Genomic DNA, 17,814 nt, shown 5'->3' with positions numbered 1-17,814 from the left:
CAGGTGAGTGATGTCAGCCCGCTGGTCCTGCTCGAGGCCCTCCGATCCCCGGAACCTCCCGCACGCCGATCCGGGGAGGACTGGCCCGGCGTCGACGACCCGGACGGGCTGAAGGAACAGATCGCCGACTGGCTGACCCAGTACGCCAACGCGGGCACCCGCCGGACCTACGCCTACGCCCTCGGCCTCCCGATCGAGTGGGTCGACCCGCCGAGCGAAGACACCGGGCGCACCAGCAAACCACCGCGCGGCCGGGAAGGTCCGTTGCACAACCTCGCGTGGTTCCGCTGGTGCGCCTCGCGACAGCTCGATCCACGACACGCCACCGGCCGGGAAGTGAAGGCATGGCTGCACTCGCTCGATGCGGCGGGCGCGGAGAAGCGCACCCGGCAACGGATGCTGTCCACGCTCTCCGCCTTCTACGGCCACCTCACCGAGACCGGGGTCGTCCCCGCCAACCCGGCCGCCCTCAACCGCGCCCGTCTCGGCCTCAACCGCAGCTCTCGCGACGCCTCACCGACGATCCGCCTGACCCCGGCCCAGCTCCACGCCCTCCTGGCCGCCGCCGGCGAACTCCCGAACCGCACCAAGCTCAAGGACCTGTACTCCGCCCGCGCGGTCGCCGTGGTCGCGTTGCTCACCCTCGGCCTCCGGGTCACCGAGTTGGTCAGCCTCGACCGCGACGACCTGATCGTCTCCGGCGGCGAACCGATGCTGCGCGTCCTCGGCAAGGGCGGCGTCCACCGTGAGGTGTACCTCACCGACCTCGCCGCCACCGCGGTCCGCAACTACCTCGCCGAGCGCGACCGCATCCACGGCGACACGACCCCGGCGGTCCGCGGCCGCACCAAGGCCACGACGAGCCCGCTGATCGCGACCCGGGACGGTAAGCGCTGTTCGCGATTCGACGTGAACGCGCTGCTCCGGCGGATCGCGGTCCAGGCCGGCCCTGCTCTGCAAGAAGTGGCGGACCGCGTCCACCCGCACGCGCTGCGGCACGCGTACGTCACCATCGCGCTCGAACAGGACGCGCGGATCCAGCACGTCCAGGCCGACGTGGGCCACGCGAGCATCTCGACCACCCAGTACTACGACCGCGGCCGGCGTACCCGGGACACCACCGCGGCCGACCTGGTGGCGGCGGCGATCCGGGCGGCGGGCGCGTCGGCGGTGGACTGACCTCCCGATACTGTCGCGACATGCGTAGAGGTTTCTTCGCCGCTGTCGTGACGCTGTTCGCCGGGCTGTTCCTGGCCGGATTCGCGATCCCGTCACCCGCCGGCGCACACGGGGCCGAGGCCGGCGACCGGGTCACCAGGATGGCGATCGACTACCGGGTCGACGAGAACGGTGTCCTGTTCGTCAAGGAGACCATCGACTACCACTTCGGCTCGTCCGGCCGGCACGGGATCTACCGCAACCTGATCACCCGGGAGGTGTACCGCGACGACACCTCGAAGGACCAGGAGTACCAGATCTCCGAGATCGAGGTGAGCAGCCCGACCGGGGCCAGCGACCGGTTCACCGAGTCCACCACGCAGTCGAACAACCAGCGCGACGAGAGCCTGCGGATCAAGATCGGTTCGGCCGACGAGACCGTGCCGACCAACGACCAGACCTACGTGATCGAGTACCAGGTGCGCGGTGCGCTGCGGCACTTCGACGACCACAGCGAGCTGTACTGGGACGCGACGGGGACCGGCTGGGACGCCGAGCTGGAGCAGGTCACCGTCGACGTCACCGTGCCCGAGGGCGTCCAACAGGTCGAGTGCTTCTCCGGGCCGGCCGGCAGCACCACGAGCTGCGAGCGGAAGGCGGTGACCGGTGAGCGTGGCGTCTTCGGTGCGTCCAACCTCAGCTCGGGGGAGCAGCTGACCATCGTCGCCGGGATCCGGCCCGGAGTGGTCGCCAACGACACCCCGATCGTCGTCGAGCCGCCGAGCGCGCTGGAGCGGGCCGGGATCACCGTGCCCGGGCTGCTCGGATCCGGCGCGGTGACCGTGGCCGCGATCGTGGCCGCGGTGCTCTACAGCAAGAACGGCAACCGCGACCAGCGGTACGCGGGCATGCCGCCTGGCTCCTTCCCGCCCGCGGGCTCCACCACGGAGGCGGTCAAGGACGACCTGCGGACCGACCAGATCCCGGTCGCGTTCGCGCCGCCGCCGATCCCGGTCGCCGAGGGCGGCCTGCTGATCGACGCGAAGGCCACCACCACCGAGACCGCGGCGACCCTGATCGACCTCGCGGTCCGGGGCGGCATCCGGATCGACAACACCGGTCCGGACCAGAAGGCGATCCTGCTCGACCCGGCCGCCGCGACGGCGCCGCACGAGCAGGTACTGATACGGAGCATCTATCCGAACCTGCTGCCCGGGCTGGAGATCACGCTGGAGCGCAGGCCGACCGGGGACACCACGATGCGCAAGGCGCACGACGGGATGATCGCGGCGCTGCGGGACCAGATCAAGGCGCGCGACTGGTACGTCCGGATGCCGCGGGCCGGGGGTGGTTCGGTGAGGAGCGCATTCCCGATCGCCTGTATGGCCATCGTCGGGATCTGGGTCTTCGGCGCCGGTATCTTCGGGACCGCGGTCGGGGCCGCGACCGGCGGACTCGGCCGGGCGATGATCGTGATCGTGCCGGTGCTCGCCGTGATCGTTGCCATCGGCATCTGGATCGGGAAGCGCGCCAAGGGCGTCCGGAACCCGGCCGGCCGCGCGGTCACCGACCAGCTGATCGGCTTCCGGACCTACCTCTCGACGGCCGAGGCGGAGCAGTTGCGGTTCGAGGAGGGCGAGGACATCTTCAGCAAGTACCTGCCCTGGGCGATCGTGTTCGGGCTGGCCGACCGCTGGCAGCGGGTCTGCGCCCAGCTGGTCGCCGCGGGTCGCATCACCCCGGACCCGTACTGGTACACCGGGCCCTCGTACTACACCTCGGGCTGGGCGGCCGGGAGCATCAGCAGCACCGTCGCCAGCACCTTCGACCCGCCGCCCGCTCCGGCCGGCAGCGGCGGAGGCGGCGGTAGCTCGTCCGGCTTCAGCGGCGGTTCGTCCGGCGGGGGTGGCGGCGGTGGCGGTGGCGGCAGCTGGTGACGGCCGGTGGGCCGCCGCGGTGAGCGGCGGCCCGGAAACTCCCGCGGGGACCTACACCTATACCTGGACCGAGCCGCCGGCCGCTGTCGGCGCGGTGGGGTCGGCGCCCTGGTCGCCGACGACCTCGCGGGCCAGGAAGTCCTCGAGGTGGAACAGGTTGTCACCGGCGCGCTTCGCGACATTGACCAGCGTAGTCATCGCGGAGACCTCCTCGACCTGCTCCTTGAGGAACCACTGCATGAACTGCTCGCCGACGTAGTCGCCCTCGTCGCGTGCGGTCCGGGCCAGCGTCTCGATCTGCTTGGTGACCGTGATCTCCTGCTGCAGCGCGAGCTCCAGCGGTGCCAGCGCGGTGTCGAAGTCGTTCACCACGTCCTCGACACCCGGGATCTGCGCCTGGATGTCCTTGTCCAGCAGGTACTGGACCATCATCATCGCGTGGTTGCGCTCTTCCAGCGCCTGCTTGTAGAAGTGCCCGGCCAGCTGCGGCAGATCCTGGTCGTCGTACCAGACAGCGACCGCCGTGTACTGCTGGGAGGCGGTGAATTCGTTCCGGATCTGTTCCTGCAGGAGTTTCACGTACGTGCTCATGCGGACACCGTAATCGGCCCGCGGCGATTTCTCACCGTTGGCGAGGCTGGCCTTAACGGCGGGTCAGCCCAGGCCCTGCACGTGCGACCGGATCGCCGGCAGGTTGCCGAGCGGCGCGAAGTACCCGCTGGTGCCGTGGTCGAAGGTGATCGCGGCGATGCCCTGCTGCAACCAGACCGCGGCCTGCGCGACCGCGTCCGCCGGGGCGAGCGCGAGCACCTGGACGTCCGCGTCGGCCGCGGCCAGCCCGTTCGCGACGGCGAAGCCGCGGGCCCGTTCGGCCGAGGTGAACGCCATCAGGAACGGCTGGTCCTGATGCACCCCGACGAACGGCTGCGGGTTACCCGGCTCGCCGCGCTGGACGAACCACCAGCGCTCGAGCGAGAAGGTTGCCGACCACAACTTCTCCTGGTTCGCCGTGCTCGGATCGCGCTGGACCGCCGCGGCCAGGGCGTCGGTGACTGGTTCGCTCATACCCCGACCGTACGTGCTAGCGGACCCCGAGGCGCACGATTTCCGTGTCGCCGCCGGGCAGTGTGATGGTGATCTCCTCACCCTCGACGGCTACTCCGATGCCCTCGGCAAGCGACTTCGGCGGGATCGTGTCACGGGTCAGCAACACAGCGTGGACAAGCACCTTCGGTGTCCCGTCGTGGCGCGCGGTCAGGTACGGCGTGGCCGAGTGCGGCCCGAACGCGTTGGCCCCGAGTTCCCGGTGTACCAAGGCGTCGGAGTACCCGTGCAGCCCGACGACCGAGGACGTCAGGCCGTCCGCGTTCCGTGCCGACGCCCACCCGGTCCCCGAAGTTGCCTCCGGCAAAGACTTGCCCGCGACGGCGAACCCACCGCCGCGAACGACGGCACCGGCCGGTCCCTCGACCAGGGCGCACCGGATCTCCCACGGCCCGTGCACGACCGAGGTGACCTGGATCGGCCACGGACCGTCGGTCCCCAGCCACGCCTTGTGCCAGGACGAGGCGGTCCGGCCGCCGACCGCGATCCGGCGGATCCGGCCGCGGGCGCTGGTCCGGCCCGCGTCGTCGGCGAGCGTGATCAGGTTGTCGATCCCGGCCGCGTTGTCGGTGAGCTCGGGCCCGGCGTGGTTCGCGTACGCCAGCCGGTTGTAGTGCGGGTCCCCGGCCGGCTCGGCGCCTTCCGGTTCGGCCGGGGGAGCGTGGTCGGCGCCGTGGTTGACCAGCCGGACCACCTGGTCGTGCCGGCTCGCGTGCACGATCCACCCGGGCGCCGGCATCGCGCGGACCTGGTCGGCCTCGTCGAGCGGAACCGTCTCCTCCGGGTCCGCCCAGACCGGGTGCTCCGGCGGCAGCAGCAACCCGATGAACCCCTTCGAGGCCCAGTACGGCGAGCCCGGCCCGGAGTACGACTGGGTGGTCGGCAGGAACGTGTCGTACCACCCGAGCGTCAGCAGCCCCTGGTCGTTCGGCACGCCGTGCTGGACGAAATGCCGCGCGATCCCCGAGCACAGCCGCCGGGTCTGTCCGGGCGACAACGCCGACGCGTCGAGCAACGCGCCCATCCAGTACGGCGCGGCCGCCGCCATCCGGTACGTCAGCGAGCGGCCCTGGTAGAGCGGGGCGCCGTCGTTGCCCACCAGGTGGACGGCGTCCTCGAGGAACAGCGCGAGCCGCTCGCGGTAGACCTTCAGCCGGTCCTCGTACTCCGTGCCCGGCGTGGCCGCGGCCATCCGGGTCCACAGGCCGGGGTACAGGTGCATGGCCCAGCCGATGTAGTTGTCGAAATTCTGCCCGTCGCCGTCGGAGTACCAGCCGTCGCCGACGTACCAGTCCTCGATCCGGTCCAGGCCGCCTTCGATGTCCTCCTTCGAGTACGGCGCGCCGACCGAGGCGAGGAACTGCTCGCTGACCACCTGGAACAGCCGCCAGTTGTTGTCGTGCGTGGTGGACCCGATGAACCCGCCGAGCCACTCCGCGACGTGTTCCTGGGCCCGGGTGTCGAGCCGGTCCCAGATCCACTCCCGGGACTCGTGCAGCGCCAGCGCGATCGCGGCCGCCTCGACCATCTGCTGCGACCGCGGGGTGAGCCGGAGCCAGGATTCCGGGTGGTCCGGGTTCGCGCCGTTGGCGACGCCGCGGGCGTACCGCTCGATCAGGTCCTCGCAGTCCTTACCGCCGACGCCGCCGATCCGGAACGCGGCCAGCATGAACGACCGGGCGAACCCCTCCAGCTCGTCGGAATCGGTGCCGGAGCGGCTCGGCCGGCCGGGCAGCACGATCCGGGCGGCACCGGGCGAGGTGTACGGGACGAGCGAGTCGAGCAGGTGGTCGGCCAGCGCCTCCCAGTGGGACCGGACCCAGCCGGTCTGACGGGACAGTTCACGGTCGGTGGGCGGCAGGACGAGGCGGCTCATGCGATCCTTCCGAGTTCGGCGGGGCTGATGGCGTGCTGGAGGGGCTGCCCGGTGGCGAGGCGTTCCACCTCACTGACGGCGAGCTCGCCCAGCCGAGCGACCTCGGTCCCGACGGCACCGGCCAGGTGCGGGGTCACGAACACGTTCGGCAGGTCGAGCAGCTTCGAGTCCGGCAGCAGTGGCTCGGGGTCGGTCACATCGAGCACGGCGTCGATCCGGCCGGCCACGCACTCGCGCTCCAGCGCTTCGGCGTCGATGACCTTGCCCCGCGAGGTGTTGATCAGCACCGAGCCGTCCCGGAGCAGGCCGAGCAACCGGGCGTCGACCAGGCCGACCGTCTCGGGGAGCAGCGGCGCGTGCACGCTGAGGACGTCGCTGCGGGCGAACAGCGTTTCCAGGTCCACCAGTTCGGTCCCGAGCTCGGCGGCCTCCGCGGCGGACAGGTACGGGTCGCTGAGCAGCACCTCGACGTCGAAGGCGCGGAGACGTTCGGCCACCATCCGGCCGATCCGGGACGCGCCGAGCAGGCCGACCGTGGTCCCGTACGACCCGGGCATCCGGCTCGGATCCGGCTTGACCTTGGTCGCCCGGTACTCCGCGGCGAGGCGGAACGCGCGCTTGCCGCTGAGCACGATCGTGGCGACGGTGAACTCGGCCACCGGCAGCGCGTTCGCGACCACCGCGGACGAGACCTGGACGCCACGGTCGAACGCGACGGGGGAGACGAAGCCCTTCACCGAGCCGGCCGCGTGCACGATCGCGCGCAGTCGCGGGGCCGCTTCGAGCACTTCAGGGGTGATCGGCGGACACCCCCAGCCGGTGAACAGGACGTCGACGCCGGCCAGCACGTCCCGGATCTCCGGGTCGTCCAGGAACGTGTGGCCGGCACGGACTCCGAGCAGGTCGGCGGTCTTCTCCAGCCGGTCACGGACCGGGGGAACGAGGACGCGGGCCAGGCTGGACTCGTTCATCGCGAGCAGCACGGTGAGCCGCTCCGCGGGGGTCGAGGCCGGGGCGGGGTGGGCCGGATCGGATTCGATGCGCACAGGGAGCACGCTAGCAAGCGCTTTCCGGGTTCGCTGCTCCAGCCGCGTCGTGTCCGGCCCGTGAAAACCTTCGCCGGACCGGAATTCCTGGGCGGACGACGGGCGTTGACTGAGGGGAAGGCAGGATAGAGGGGCCGAGACCGCCCTACGGCCAGGTGTGAAGGAGACGACGATGCTGCGACCGGACGACCTCTACGAGATCGTCGACGAGTCGGTGGCGACCGGCCCGGCGGCGCCGCCGCGGGTGCTGGTGCATTCGCTGGACGGATTCATGGACGCCGGCCAGGCCGGCCGGGTGACCGCCGACCACCTGCTCGAGGTGCTCGACAGCCGGCTGCTGGCCCGCTTCGACGTCGACCTCCTGCACGACTACCGGGCCCGGCGGCCCGAGGTGACGTTCGCCGAGGACCGGTTCATCGACTACACCCCGCCGCACCTGAGCCTGCACCTGCTGACCGACGACGCGGGCGTGGAGTTCCTGTTGCTGGAGGGCGTCGAGCCCGACAACCACTGGAACCGCTTCGCCGGCGCCGTCCGCCAGCTGATCGACCGGTACAACGTGACCCTGACGGTCGGCGTGCACGGGATCCCGATGGGCGTGCCGCACACCCGCCCGCTCGGCCTGACCGCGCACGCGACCCGGCCCGAGCTGGTCACCCGGTCGAACATCTGGGACGGCGAGATGCGGCTGCCCGCGAGCGCGGGGACGATGCTGCAGGTCCGGCTGGGCGAGGCCGGCAAGGACGCGATGGGCTTCGCGGTCCACGTGCCGCACTACCTGGCCGAGAACCGCTTCCCGGGTGCCGCGCTGGCCCTGGTGCACGCGATCTCTGCCGCGACCGGCCTGCTGCTGCCGAGCAAGGCGCTGCTGGACGAGGCCGCGGTGACCGGGCGACTGGTCGACGAGCAGGTCGAGCAGTCCGAGGACGCGGCGTCGGTGGTCAACGCCCTGGAGACGCAGTACGACGCGGCCGCCGGTTCGGTGAGCCGGGGGAGTCTGCTGGCCGGTTCCACCCCGTCGGCCGACGAGCTCGGCGCCGAGGTGGAGCAGTTCCTCGCCGACCTGAACCGCGACGAGGACGACTGACCTCAGAAGCGACGAGGACGACTGACCTCAGAAGCACTGAAAGGGCCCCGGGATCGGGGCCCTTTTCGCATGCTCAGGACGCGAGTGACGGACTGTCCGTGGCGCGCCGGGTGAGCAGGTTGTCCAGGCTGATCCGGCCGGCGCCGGTCGCGGCCAGGGTGAGCGAGAGCAGACCGAGCGCGGCGACCAGTTCCCAGCCACCGTCGGCGGCGAAGATCCCGTTCGAGGCGTGGACGAAGATCAGCGCGCCGGCCATGTCGAGCGCGAGCAGCACCCCGGCGACGGACGTGAGCACGCCGAGGATCAGCGCGGCGCCGCCGATCACCTCCGCGGCGGTCGCGTAGTACGCCGACAGGGTGGGCGCCGGGACGCCCATCTGCTCGAAGCCGGCCGCGGTGGCCTGCAGGCCGTTGGTGCGGAACTTCTGCCAGCCGTGCGCGACGAAGACGACCCCGAGGCCGACGCGGGCGAGCAGCAGGACGAGGTCCCGCGCGGCGGACCGGGCGGTGGACTGCCGGCCGGAACCGGTGGCGGATCGGGCGGCCGAGCGGGTGAGGGGGCTCAAGGGTTTCTCCCGTCGTGTTGTTGAGCGTTCAACAGCAGGCTACCGGCCGCGATCGAAAGCTCACCGAAAACCACCGGGTGACCGGAACCACACGCGCCGGCCGGCCCAGGGCGGTGCGGGTGGTCCGGGGGACCGGCGGCGACCTGTCAGGATGAGACATGCCCGAGTCCCTGGAGGATCTGGTCGAGCTGCTCGACCTGGAGATGATCGACGTCGACCTGTTCCGTGGCCGGCAACCGCAGACCTCGGCCCAGCGGGTGTTCGGCGGGCAGGTGCTCGGCCAGGCGCTGGCCGCGGCGAGCCGGACCGTCGATCCGGAGCGCGTCGTGCACTCGCTGCACGGGTACTTCCTGCGCCCTGGCGACACCGCGGTACCGATCGTCTACCGGCCCGAGCCGACCCGGGACGGCAAGACGTTCAGCAGCCGCCGGGTGGTCGCGTCCCAGCACGGCCGGCCGATCTTCTACATGTCCGCGTCGTACCAGCGGCCGGAGCCGGGGCTGGACCACCAGGACCCGATGCCCGGTGACCTGGTCCCGCCGGACGAGGCGCCGACGCTCGCCTCGGTGCTCGAGGCCGCGTCCGGGCGCAAGGCCGAGGACTGGAACAAGGAGTGGTCCGCGCTCGACGTCCGGCTGGCCGGGGTGTCCGGGCGGCAGTTCTGGATCCGGGCCGCCGGCAAGCTCTCCGACGACCCGGCCCTGCACGCCTGCGTGCTCGCCTACGCCAGCGACCTGACGTTGCTCGGGGCAAGCTTGTTGCCGCACGGCCTGATCATCGGCGACCGGCGGATCCAGCCGGCCTCGATCGACCACGCGCTGTGGTTCCACCGCCCGTTCCGCGCGGACGAGTGGCTGCTGTACGACCAGGCTTCGCCGTCCGCCTCGGGCGCTCGCGGGTTCGCCACCGGCCGGCTGTTCACCGAGGACGGGCGGCTCGTGGCGTCCGTCGCGCAGGAAGGCCTGATCCGTCCGGTCGGTCTCGACCTCGACGAGGACGAATAACGATTGACGGGTCTGCTAGTTTGGTGGACATGCAGCAGCACGCCGTAGTGACGACGACGCCGGAGTACGTCCCGGCGCGCTGACTCATCCAGTCTTCCAAGCCCCGGGGCGAGTGCCCCGGGGCTTTGTCATGCCGGTCACTCGCCCCTCATCCCAGAGCGAGGACCACCATGTACGACCACCGCAAGCTCGGCCGCGAACTCGGCCTGTTCGACTCCGACCCGCTGATCGGCGCGGGGCTGCCGTACCTGCTCCCGGCCGGTGCCGCGATCCGGCACGCCCTGGAGCGCTACATCGCCGACCTGGAACGCAGATCGGGGTACCAGCACGTGTACTCGCCGGTGCTCGGCAAGCGTGAGCTGTACGAGATCTCCGGGCACTGGTCGCACTACAGCGACGACATGTACCCGCCGATGGCGATCGGCGAGGAGGAGATCGTGTTGCGGCCCAGTCTGTGTCCGCACCACGCGCTGATCTACCGATCCCGGTCGCACAGCTATCGCGAACTGCCCTTGCGCTATGCCGAACTCGGCGGGATGTACCGCTCGGAACTGTCCGGCGTCCTCGGTGGGCTGACCAGGGTCCGGTCGATCCAGCTGAACGACGGGCACATCTTCTGCACCCTCGACCAGGTGGCCGACGAGGCCCGGCTGGCGCTCGACCTGATCCTGCGCGCGTACGCCGATCTCGACCTGCGGCCGGTGCGGTTCCTGCTCTCGCTGCCGGCCGAGGACGCGAAGATCGGCGACCCGGCGAGCAAGTACGTCGGGGACGCGGCGAGCTGGGCGCAGTCGGCGGCCCTCCTGCGCGAGGTGCTCGACCAGGCCGGGGTGGAGTACGAGGAGGCGCCCGGCGAGGCGGCGTTCTACGGGCCGAAGATCGACATCCAGATCGCCGACGCGGCCGGCCGCGAGTCCAGCCTGTCCACCATCCAGGTCGACTTCCACCAGCCCGCCCGGTTCGAGCTGGAGTACGTCGGTGCCGACGGCAACAAGCACCGTCCGGTGATGGTGCACCGCTCGATCATCGGCAGCCTGGAACGCGTCATCGCCCAGCTGATCGAGACCCACGGCGGCGCCTTCCCGGCCTGGCTCGCCCCGGTCCAGCTGGTCGTGCTGCCGATCTCGGACGCGGAGGAGGGGTACGCCGCCCAGATCGTCCGGCGTGCCGTCGATCGTGGGCTGCGGGTCGAGCTCGCGCACGCCGACGAGGGCAGCCTGGGTGCCCGGATCCGGGAGAACCATCAGGTCCCGTACCTCGCCGTGGTCGGGGCTCGCGAGGTCGCCGCCGGACAGATCGCGGTCCGGCACCGGTCGGGCGACCAGGACGCGGCGGCCGACGCGGGCGACGTCCTGGACGAGCTCGCGATGCAGTGCAAGCCGCGGTCCGAGCAGAGGGGGAAGGTGTAACGGACGTCGGCACAAGGACGGCGCCTTCGGTGCGGACCTGCTACCGCGTTGGCTGGGTACGCCGGGCGTAGGCTCGGGCGGCTCGGACGCGATCACCGCAACGGGTTGAGCACCAGTGCCTCCGGCCGCGGCGTACCAGGTACCGATTGCACGGACTCGCATCACAGCTGACCAGGAGTTCGGCGTCGGCGCCGGTGAGGAGATCGGCCGCGTCGGCGGCGATGGTGGCGAGGGCGTGATCGAGGATCTCGTTCGGCGGGCACGAGGACGCGCGGTACGGTCCGTTCTTCTCGTCCCACAGGAGCAGGGCCGCGGTCGGCGTACGGGTCAGCGCGTCGTTGACCGCCGACAGCGCTGACGGCAGCGCTGGAAGTCCACCGGCGCGCGCCGCGAACAACGCCCGCAGGTGCTCGCGCAGCGCGCGTAACTGGGTCGCGCACATCTCCTGGACGCCCGCGTCCTCGGGCGCCAGCGCGTGGCCGGTGAGCCAGTGGTTGACCGCTTTCGGCGTGCCGAGGAGGTCGACGTACTGGCCGCCGGGCAGGGCGATCGCAGTGTTGACGAAGTCGAGCGCCAGGTACTCGTCGGCGCCGGGGGCGGGCGGGAGCACCGGATCGATGATCGACGACGGGTCCATGGATCTCATGGTATCGCTTGCGATTATCCGTGAGAATCGCCTACCGTCTCTCACGGATAAACAGTACTTCTTCCGTGAGGTGATCTGGTCGTGCCCTCTGTGTTCCCGGTTCGCGTCCTCGGCGGTCCGACCGCCCTTTTCGAGTACGGCGGCCTGCGGTTCCTCACCGATCCGACGTTCGACGATCCCCGTGACTACCACGTGTCCGGCCGGAAGATCCTGACCAAGACCGCGTCGGCCGCCACCCGTGCCGACGAGCTCGGCCGCATCGACGTCGTGCTGTTGTCGCACGACGAACACCCGGACAACCTGGACACCGCCGGCCGCGCGCTGCTGGCCGATGTACCCCTGACGCTGACCACTCCGAGCGGCGCCCTCCGGCTGGGGGGCCGGACGACCGGACTGGCGGACTGGGAGTCGGTGGAACTGGACCGGCCCGCGGGCGGCACGATCACGGTGACCGGGGTGCCGGCGATCCATGGGCCCGGGCAGCGGGAGGTCGTCGAGGCGGTCACCGGGCAGGTCGTCGGGTTCGTCCTGACCGCGGATGCGCTGCCGACGGTCTACGTCAGCGGCGACAACGCGTCGCTCGCCGCGGTGGAGGAGATCGCGGCTCGGTTCGGGCCGATCGGTACTGCGCTCCTGTTCGCCGGGGCGCCGCGGATTCCGGTGCTGTTCGGCGGCGAGCCGATCGTGCTCGACAGCGCCCAGGCCGTCGAGGCGGCGACGATCCTCGGCGCGACCCGGGTGGTCCCCCTGCACTACGACGGCTGGGAGCACTTCACCGAGGGTCGCGAGCAGCTCGTCGCCGAGTTCACCGCGGCCGGCCTGGCTGATCGCCTCGACCTCGGTGACGCCAGTGCCGATTGAGGTGATCTCCCGCAGCGATGGCGTCGCTAAATCCGCGGTCCAGCGCCGGGTGCTGGTTGTGCTGGCCGGTGCGCAGATCCTCAGCGGGGTCGGGCTGGCGGCCGGTGTGACCGTCGGTTCGCTGCTGGCCCAGGAACTCCTCGGGTCGACGAGCCTGGCGGGCCTGCCGGCCGCCGTTTCGACCGCCGGGGCCGTGCTGGCGGCCGTCGCGGTCGGACGGATCTCGGACGCTCGCGGCCGGCGGATCGGTCTCGCCGCCGGCTACCTGGCCGGTTCGATCGGCAGCGGGGGAGCCGTGCTGGCTGCTGTCACCGGTGCCCCGGAGCTCCTGTTCGCGTCGCTGTTCGTCTACGGCGCGGGCATGGTGACCAGCCTGCAGGCCCGTTATGCCGGCGCCGATCTGGCCGCCCCCGGCCGCCGCGCGCGGGCCGTCTCGATCGTGCTGGTTGCCACCACGCTGGGCGCGGTGGCGGGCCCGAATCTCGCCACACCCACGGGCGACCTCGCCGTCTCGCTGGGGCTCCCGTTCTTGGCCGGTCCCTTCATCCTTGCCGCGATCGCCTACCTGGCGGCGGCGCTCGTCCTCCTCGTCTGGCTGCGTCCCGACCCGCTTCTTCTCTCCAGAATCCTCGCCGAGAAGGAGCCGGTAGCGCTGGACGACGGGACGCGGCGATCCTCGGACCTGCTCGCCGGCGCTTCGGTGCTGGTGCTGACTCAGCTGGTGATGGTCGCCATCATGACCATGACACCGGTCCACCTGCACGACCACGGGCACAGCCCCGCCGCCGTGGGCCTGGTGATCGCCGTACATCTCGCGGCCATGTACCTTCCTTCACCCGTGACCGGCTGGCTGGTAGACCGCTACGGCGGGCCGGTACTGGCGACCGGCGCCGCGGTGGCCCTACTCGGCGCCGGCCTTCTGGGGGCGGTCGGCAACTCGGTCGGTGACCTCGCGGTGACCCTCGGCCTGGTGGGGCTCGGGTGGAACCTCGGACTGGTCAGTGGCACCGCGATTGTCACCGATGCCGTGGCCCCTGCCGGGCGGGCCCGGACCCAAGGGCTCGTCGATGTTGCCATCGCGATCTCCGGAGCCGCCGGGGGTACGGCGTCGGGCTTCGTCGTCGCCCTCGCGGGCTACTCCCACCTGGCCCTTGGTGGCGGACTGCTCGGCCTGGCCGTTCTGCCGGTGGTCCTGGTCGCCCCGAGAGCGGGCGGGGTCAGCCGCGCGCGAGCCGGCGTACTGCGAGCTCGGCCAGGAGTGCTGACCCGTCCGGCAGGACCGAGTCGTCGAAGTCGGCGAGCGGGGAGTGGTTGTCGGCGGCGAGGGCGGGATCCGCGGCGGCGCAGGCGCTGAGGTTCAGGTAGACGCCGGGGACCTCGTTGAGGACGTACGACATGTCCTCGGCGCCGCACCGCGGGTTGGGTCGTTCACGGAAGCGCTCCGGGCCGAACAGGTCGACGATGACGTCCCGCGCGAACCGGTACTCGTCCGGGTTGTTGACGGTGACCGGATAGCCGATCTGGTACTCCACCTCGGCGGTCAGCCCGTGCGCGGCCGCGAGCGACTCGACCAGCTGGACCGAGGTCCGCTGGATCTTGCTGCGCGACTGTTCGGAGAAGGTCCGGACGGTGGCGTCGAAGACGGCCTCGTCCGGGATGATGTTCTCCTTCGTGCCGCCGGCGATCCGGCCGACCGTCAGGACGACCGGGTCGAACACGTCGAACTGCCGCGTGATCATGGTCTGCAGCGCGCCGACCATCTCACAGGCGACCGGGATCGGGTCCTTGCCGCGGTACGGAGTGGATCCGTGCGTGCCCGCGCCCACGACGCGGACGTGCAGCTGGTCGGCCGCGGCCATGAAAGAACCGGGCCGGCTGCTCCACATCCCCAGCGGCTCGACCGCGGACCCGACGTGCAGGCCGTAGGCGGCGTCCGCCCGGCGCCCGGCCGCGTCGAGGACGCCCTCGCGGATCATGATCGGTGCGCCGCCGGTGGTCTCCTCGCCCGGCTGGAACATGAAGACCACGTCGCCGGCCAGCTCGTCGCGCAGTTCGTGCAGGATCTTGGCCGCGCCGACCAGGCCGGCCACGTGCAGATCGTGGCCGCAGGCATGCATCATCCCGGCGTGCTGGGAGCGGAACGGGACGTCCGTCCGCTCGGTCACGGGCAGCGCGTCCATGTCGCCGCGCAGCAGCACGACCGGACCTGGCCCGCCACCGCCCCGCAGGACCGCGGTGACCGAGGACAGCTCCTTGCCGAGCGTGATCTCCAGGTCGAGGCCGTCCAGAGCCGCGAGGACCAGGGCCTGGGTCTTCGGCAGGTCCAGGTCGTACTCGGGAACCTGGTGCAGGGCGCGGCGCAGCTCGACGATCTCGGTGCGGAACCGCTCGGCCAGAGCGACGGTGCTGCTCACGCCTGGTCCTTGGGGCCGAGGTCGAGGGCGGCCATCACCCGCTGGGCGCTGCTGCCGAGCTCGAGCAACTCGACCAAGTCGAGCCAGCGCTGCGGGTCGTGCACCTCGGCCGGCAGGGTGGCGTCGAACGTCCCGACCGGCGCGTCCTTGGCCACGGCAACGACCTTCGGCGCCACGTCCAGGTAGTCGCTCGCGTCCAGGATCTTCCGCTTCACCGAGGCCGACATCGGCGTCGACGGATCCGCGGCCGCCGTCCGGATCGCGGCCAGGTCGCCGTACGCCGTGACCAGCGACGCGGCCGTCTTCTCGCCGACCCCCTTCACGCCGGGCAGGCCGTCGGAGGCGTCACCGCGGAGCGTCGCGAAGTCGGCGTACCGGTTGGCGGGGATGTCGTACTTGGCCAGCAGCGCCTTCTCGTCGTACACCTCGGCCCGGCCGACCCCGCGGGCGGCGGTGTAGATCACCCGGATCCCGCGGGCGTCGTCGATCAGCTGGAACAGGTCACGGTCCCCGGTCACCACGTCCACCGGCATCGTGGCCTGGTGGGACAGGGTGCCGATCACGTCGTCGGCCTCGTGGTCGGCGGCCCCGACGATGGCGATGCCGAGCGCCTCCAGGCAGGCCCGGATGTAGGGCACCTGGACCTCCAGCCGGTCCGGGACGTCCTCGACCTGGTCGCCGCCGGAGGTGACGAACTCGACCCGCTGCGCCTTGTACGACGGGATCAGCTCGACCCGCCAGGACGGCCGCCAGTTGTCGTCCCAGCACGCCACCAGATGCGTCGGCCGGTGGTTCTCGACCAGCCGGGCGATGAAGTCGAGCAGGCCGCGGATCGCGTTGGTGGGCGTCCCGTCGGCGGCCTTCATCGTGTCCGGCACACCGAAGAAGGCGCGGAAGTACAGCGACGCGGTGTCGAGCAGCATCAGCCGCTGGGGGGTGGTCGTCTCAGCCATGGGGCGATGCTTTCATGCCGAAGGCGCTGGGCAGTAGGGTCATGCCCGTGGAGGAACTGGACCGCAAGATCGTCGGGCTGCTCGCCTCGGACGGCCGGATGAGCTTCACCGACCTCGGCAAGGCGACCGGCCTGTCGACGTCCGCCGTGCACCAGCGGGTGAAGCGGCTCGAGCAACGCGGCCTGATCCTGGGGTACTCGGCAACCATCGACCACGACGCGCTCGGCCTGCCGCTGACGGCGCTGATCTCGATCCGGCCGATCGACCCGTCCCAGCCGGACGACTCGCCGGAGCGGCTGCGCGACGTCCCCGAGATCGAGTCCTGCTACTCGGTGGCGGGCGATTCCAGTTACGTGCTGATCGTCCGGGTGGCGACCCCGGCCGCGCTGGAGGAGCTGCTCGCGGTGATCCGCGGCCGCGCCAACGTCTCCACCACGACCACGATCGTCCTCAGCACGCCGTACGAACGCCGGCCACCCGCGCTCTAGGCCCGCTCCATCTAGGCCGGGTCCGCCTTCTGCGCGAAGAAGGCGGCGTACCCGCGGTCCGGCCGGATCCCCGGCTCGGTCAGTTGCGCGGTCAGGGTGAGACCGGCTTCGGCCAGGGCTCCCACGATCACCTCGGGCCGGTACAGGTACGCGGTGTAGCTGACCGCGACGCCGTACGCCTTGCGTGGTTGCAGGGTCTCGTCCGCGCCGAAGTGGGTCCCGATCAGGACCCGTCCACCCGGCCGGAGGACGCGGCGGAACTCCTTGAACACCGCGGGCAGCTCGTCCTGGGGGATGTGCGAGATCGAGTACCAGGCGAGCAGGCCGCCGAGGGCGCCGTCGCGGTAGTCGAGGTCGGCCATCGATCCCACCTCGAACAGGATGCCGGGATGGTTCGCGCGGGCCAGCTCGACCATCTTCGGGGACAGGTCGATCCCGGACACGTCGCAGCCGGCCGCCTTCAGGAACCCGGTGGTCCGGCCGCCCCCGCAGCCGACGTCGACGATCGGGTCCCCGGTCAGCTCGGCGAACGCGACCAGCATGGCCCGCTCCAGCGGATTCCCCGCCATCCGGTCCTTCACCAACTCGTGGTAGGCACCCGCCACGTTGTCGTACGAAGACCTCGTGGCCGCCAGGTGATCAGTCACCCACGGAAGCGTAGCCGCCCGACCGCGCCCAGTACCCACCGGCACCGGGCCGCTGCGGCGTCAGACGAAGTCGAGCGGGACGTGGTCGCCGGCGGGGTACTCGATCTCGATCGGGTCGTCCGGGTGCACGACGCCACCGGTCCGCACGATCGACATCAGGCCGGCCCGGCGGGTGACGGAACCGTCCAGGTTCTTGCGGACCATGAGTTTCAGCAGCCCGGCGCCGAGGCCGTTGATCTGCGAGCAGGGAGCGCGGAGCCCGGTGGCTTCGACGACCGCCTCGGGGCCGAGGCGGAGCAACGCGCCCTGCGGGAGTCCGAGCAGGTCGATCCCGTGGGTGGTCACGTTCTCACCGAGCTGACCCGGCTGCACCTCGTGCCCGAGCCCGGCCAGCTCGGCCAGGAACTCGGCCTCCATCAGGTGCACCTGGCGGAGGTTCGGCCGGTGCGGATCGGTGCGGACCAGGTGGAGGTGCTGGACGGTCGTCCCGGCGTGCGCGTCGCCCTCGATCCCGTACCCGGCGATCAAGGTGATCGAGTCGGCGACCGGCTTGCTGAAGCTGTGCCGGTCGTCCCGGCTCACTGCGACCACGGATGCACCCATGCCGGCCATTCTCCGG

Annotated in this window: 17 protein-coding genes and 1 pseudogene; 8 read left to right on the top strand and 10 right to left on the bottom strand. The window is 71.2% G+C overall.

What is annotated here, in order from left to right; translation table 11 throughout:
• Positions 1 to 3 precede the first annotated feature (3 nt).
• Together FB561_RS27095 and FB561_RS27090 are read left to right on the top strand one after the other, a co-directional pair.
• The gene (locus FB561_RS27095) at positions 4 to 1,179 is read left to right on the top strand and encodes a tyrosine-type recombinase/integrase (protein WP_238335085.1); all 1,176 of its coding nucleotides are present in this window, start codon (positions 4 to 6) and stop codon (positions 1,177 to 1,179) included.
• A 20-nt stretch (positions 1,180 to 1,199) separates the two neighbouring features.
• A complete protein-coding gene (locus tag FB561_RS27090; RefSeq protein ID WP_145811451.1) occupies positions 1,200 to 3,095 on the top strand; it encodes a DUF2207 domain-containing protein in 1,896 nt (631 codons plus the stop codon).
• Between the two features lie 57 nt (positions 3,096 to 3,152).
• Here the strand turns inward: FB561_RS27090 and FB561_RS27085 are convergent, their stop codons facing one another.
• The 4 genes from FB561_RS27085 to FB561_RS27070 form a co-directional block, all read right to left on the bottom strand.
• Entirely contained in the window at positions 3,153 to 3,686 is a 534-nt protein-coding gene (locus tag FB561_RS27085) for a ferritin (protein WP_145811448.1), read from the bottom strand.
• 63 nt (positions 3,687 to 3,749) lie between these two features.
• A complete protein-coding gene (locus FB561_RS27080; RefSeq protein WP_145811445.1) occupies positions 3,750 to 4,160 on the bottom strand; it encodes a hypothetical protein in 411 nt (136 codons plus the stop codon).
• Positions 4,161 to 4,176: 16 nt separating this feature from the next.
• On the bottom strand, positions 4,177 to 6,075 hold the full coding sequence (locus FB561_RS27075; protein ID WP_145811442.1) for a DUF2264 domain-containing protein: 1,899 nt from the start codon (positions 6,073 to 6,075) through the stop codon (positions 4,177 to 4,179).
• Positions 6,072 to 7,121 carry a hydroxyacid dehydrogenase gene (locus tag FB561_RS27070; RefSeq protein ID WP_238335084.1) on the bottom strand — a complete coding sequence of 350 codons (1,050 nt, stop codon included), beginning with the start codon at positions 7,119 to 7,121 and terminating at the stop codon, positions 6,072 to 6,074. The genes FB561_RS27075 and FB561_RS27070 overlap by 4 nt, the downstream gene beginning before the upstream one ends.
• A 172-nt stretch (positions 7,122 to 7,293) precedes the next feature.
• Between FB561_RS27070 and FB561_RS27065 the strand changes: the two genes are divergently transcribed.
• Complete coding sequence (locus tag FB561_RS27065; protein ID WP_145811440.1) at positions 7,294 to 8,208, top strand: proteasome assembly chaperone family protein; 915 nt, start codon at positions 7,294 to 7,296, stop codon at positions 8,206 to 8,208.
• A 73-nt stretch (positions 8,209 to 8,281) separates the two neighbouring features.
• On the opposite strand, the gene FB561_RS27060 is transcribed toward FB561_RS27065, so the two are convergent.
• Positions 8,282 to 8,773: a DoxX family protein gene (locus FB561_RS27060; protein ID WP_145811439.1), complete on the bottom strand. Its 492-nt coding sequence runs from the start codon at positions 8,771 to 8,773 to the stop codon at positions 8,282 to 8,284.
• A gap of 158 nt (positions 8,774 to 8,931) precedes the next feature.
• On the opposite strand from FB561_RS27060, the gene FB561_RS27055 reads away from it, so the two are divergent.
• Positions 8,932 to 9,777 carry an acyl-CoA thioesterase gene (locus FB561_RS27055; RefSeq protein WP_145811437.1) on the top strand — a complete coding sequence of 282 codons (846 nt, stop codon included), beginning with the start codon at positions 8,932 to 8,934 and terminating at the stop codon, positions 9,775 to 9,777.
• A gap of 170 nt (positions 9,778 to 9,947) precedes the next feature.
• A complete protein-coding gene (gene thrS / locus FB561_RS27050) occupies positions 9,948 to 11,186 on the top strand; it encodes a threonine--tRNA ligase (protein WP_145811435.1) in 1,239 nt (412 codons plus the stop codon).
• Between the two features lie 40 nt (positions 11,187 to 11,226).
• Here thrS and FB561_RS27045 read toward each other — a convergent pair whose 3' ends face one another.
• Positions 11,227 to 11,823: a CGNR zinc finger domain-containing protein gene (locus FB561_RS27045; protein ID WP_202880749.1), complete on the bottom strand. Its 597-nt coding sequence runs from the start codon at positions 11,821 to 11,823 to the stop codon at positions 11,227 to 11,229.
• A 90-nt stretch (positions 11,824 to 11,913) separates the two neighbouring features.
• Here FB561_RS27045 and FB561_RS27040 point away from each other — a divergent pair, with 90 nt between their 5' ends.
• On the top strand, positions 11,914 to 12,693 hold the full coding sequence (locus tag FB561_RS27040) for an MBL fold metallo-hydrolase (RefSeq protein WP_238335083.1): 780 nt from the start codon (positions 11,914 to 11,916) through the stop codon (positions 12,691 to 12,693).
• Positions 12,674 to 13,882: pseudogene (locus FB561_RS27035) on the top strand (MFS transporter); the annotation flags it as partial. The gene FB561_RS27040 and the pseudogene FB561_RS27035, both read left to right, overlap by 20 nt.
• 28 nt (positions 13,883 to 13,910) lie before the next feature.
• On the opposite strand, the gene FB561_RS27030 reads toward FB561_RS27035, so the two are convergent.
• A complete protein-coding gene (locus FB561_RS27030) occupies positions 13,911 to 15,107 on the bottom strand; it encodes a M20 metallopeptidase family protein (RefSeq protein ID WP_145811430.1) in 1,197 nt (398 codons plus the stop codon).
• On the bottom strand, positions 15,104 to 16,030 hold the full coding sequence (locus FB561_RS27025; RefSeq protein ID WP_145813407.1) for a 5'-3' exonuclease: 927 nt from the start codon (positions 16,028 to 16,030) through the stop codon (positions 15,104 to 15,106). Before FB561_RS27025 ends, FB561_RS27030 begins: the two co-directional genes overlap by 4 nt.
• A gap of 77 nt (positions 16,031 to 16,107) precedes the next feature.
• On the opposite strand from FB561_RS27025, the gene FB561_RS27020 reads away from it, so the two are divergent.
• On the top strand, positions 16,108 to 16,548 hold the full coding sequence (locus FB561_RS27020; RefSeq protein ID WP_145811429.1) for an Lrp/AsnC family transcriptional regulator: 441 nt from the start codon (positions 16,108 to 16,110) through the stop codon (positions 16,546 to 16,548).
• 11 nt (positions 16,549 to 16,559) lie between these two features.
• Here the strand turns inward: FB561_RS27020 and FB561_RS27015 are convergent, their stop codons facing one another.
• Positions 16,560 to 17,195 (bottom strand): class I SAM-dependent methyltransferase, encoded by a 636-nt coding sequence (locus tag FB561_RS27015; RefSeq protein ID WP_145811427.1) that lies wholly within the window; start codon positions 17,193 to 17,195, stop codon positions 16,560 to 16,562.
• A gap of 60 nt (positions 17,196 to 17,255) precedes the next feature.
• Entirely contained in the window at positions 17,256 to 17,798 is a 543-nt protein-coding gene (locus FB561_RS27010) for an MOSC domain-containing protein (protein ID WP_145811425.1), read from the bottom strand.
• Positions 17,799 to 17,814: the final 16 nt, after the last annotated feature.

Source organism: Kribbella amoyensis (assembly GCF_007828865.1).
Taxonomy (GTDB): Bacteria; Actinomycetota; Actinomycetes; order Propionibacteriales; family Kribbellaceae; genus Kribbella; species Kribbella amoyensis.
Note: the sequence above shows the minus strand (reverse complement) of the source record. Positions and strands in the feature narration are given on the sequence as shown.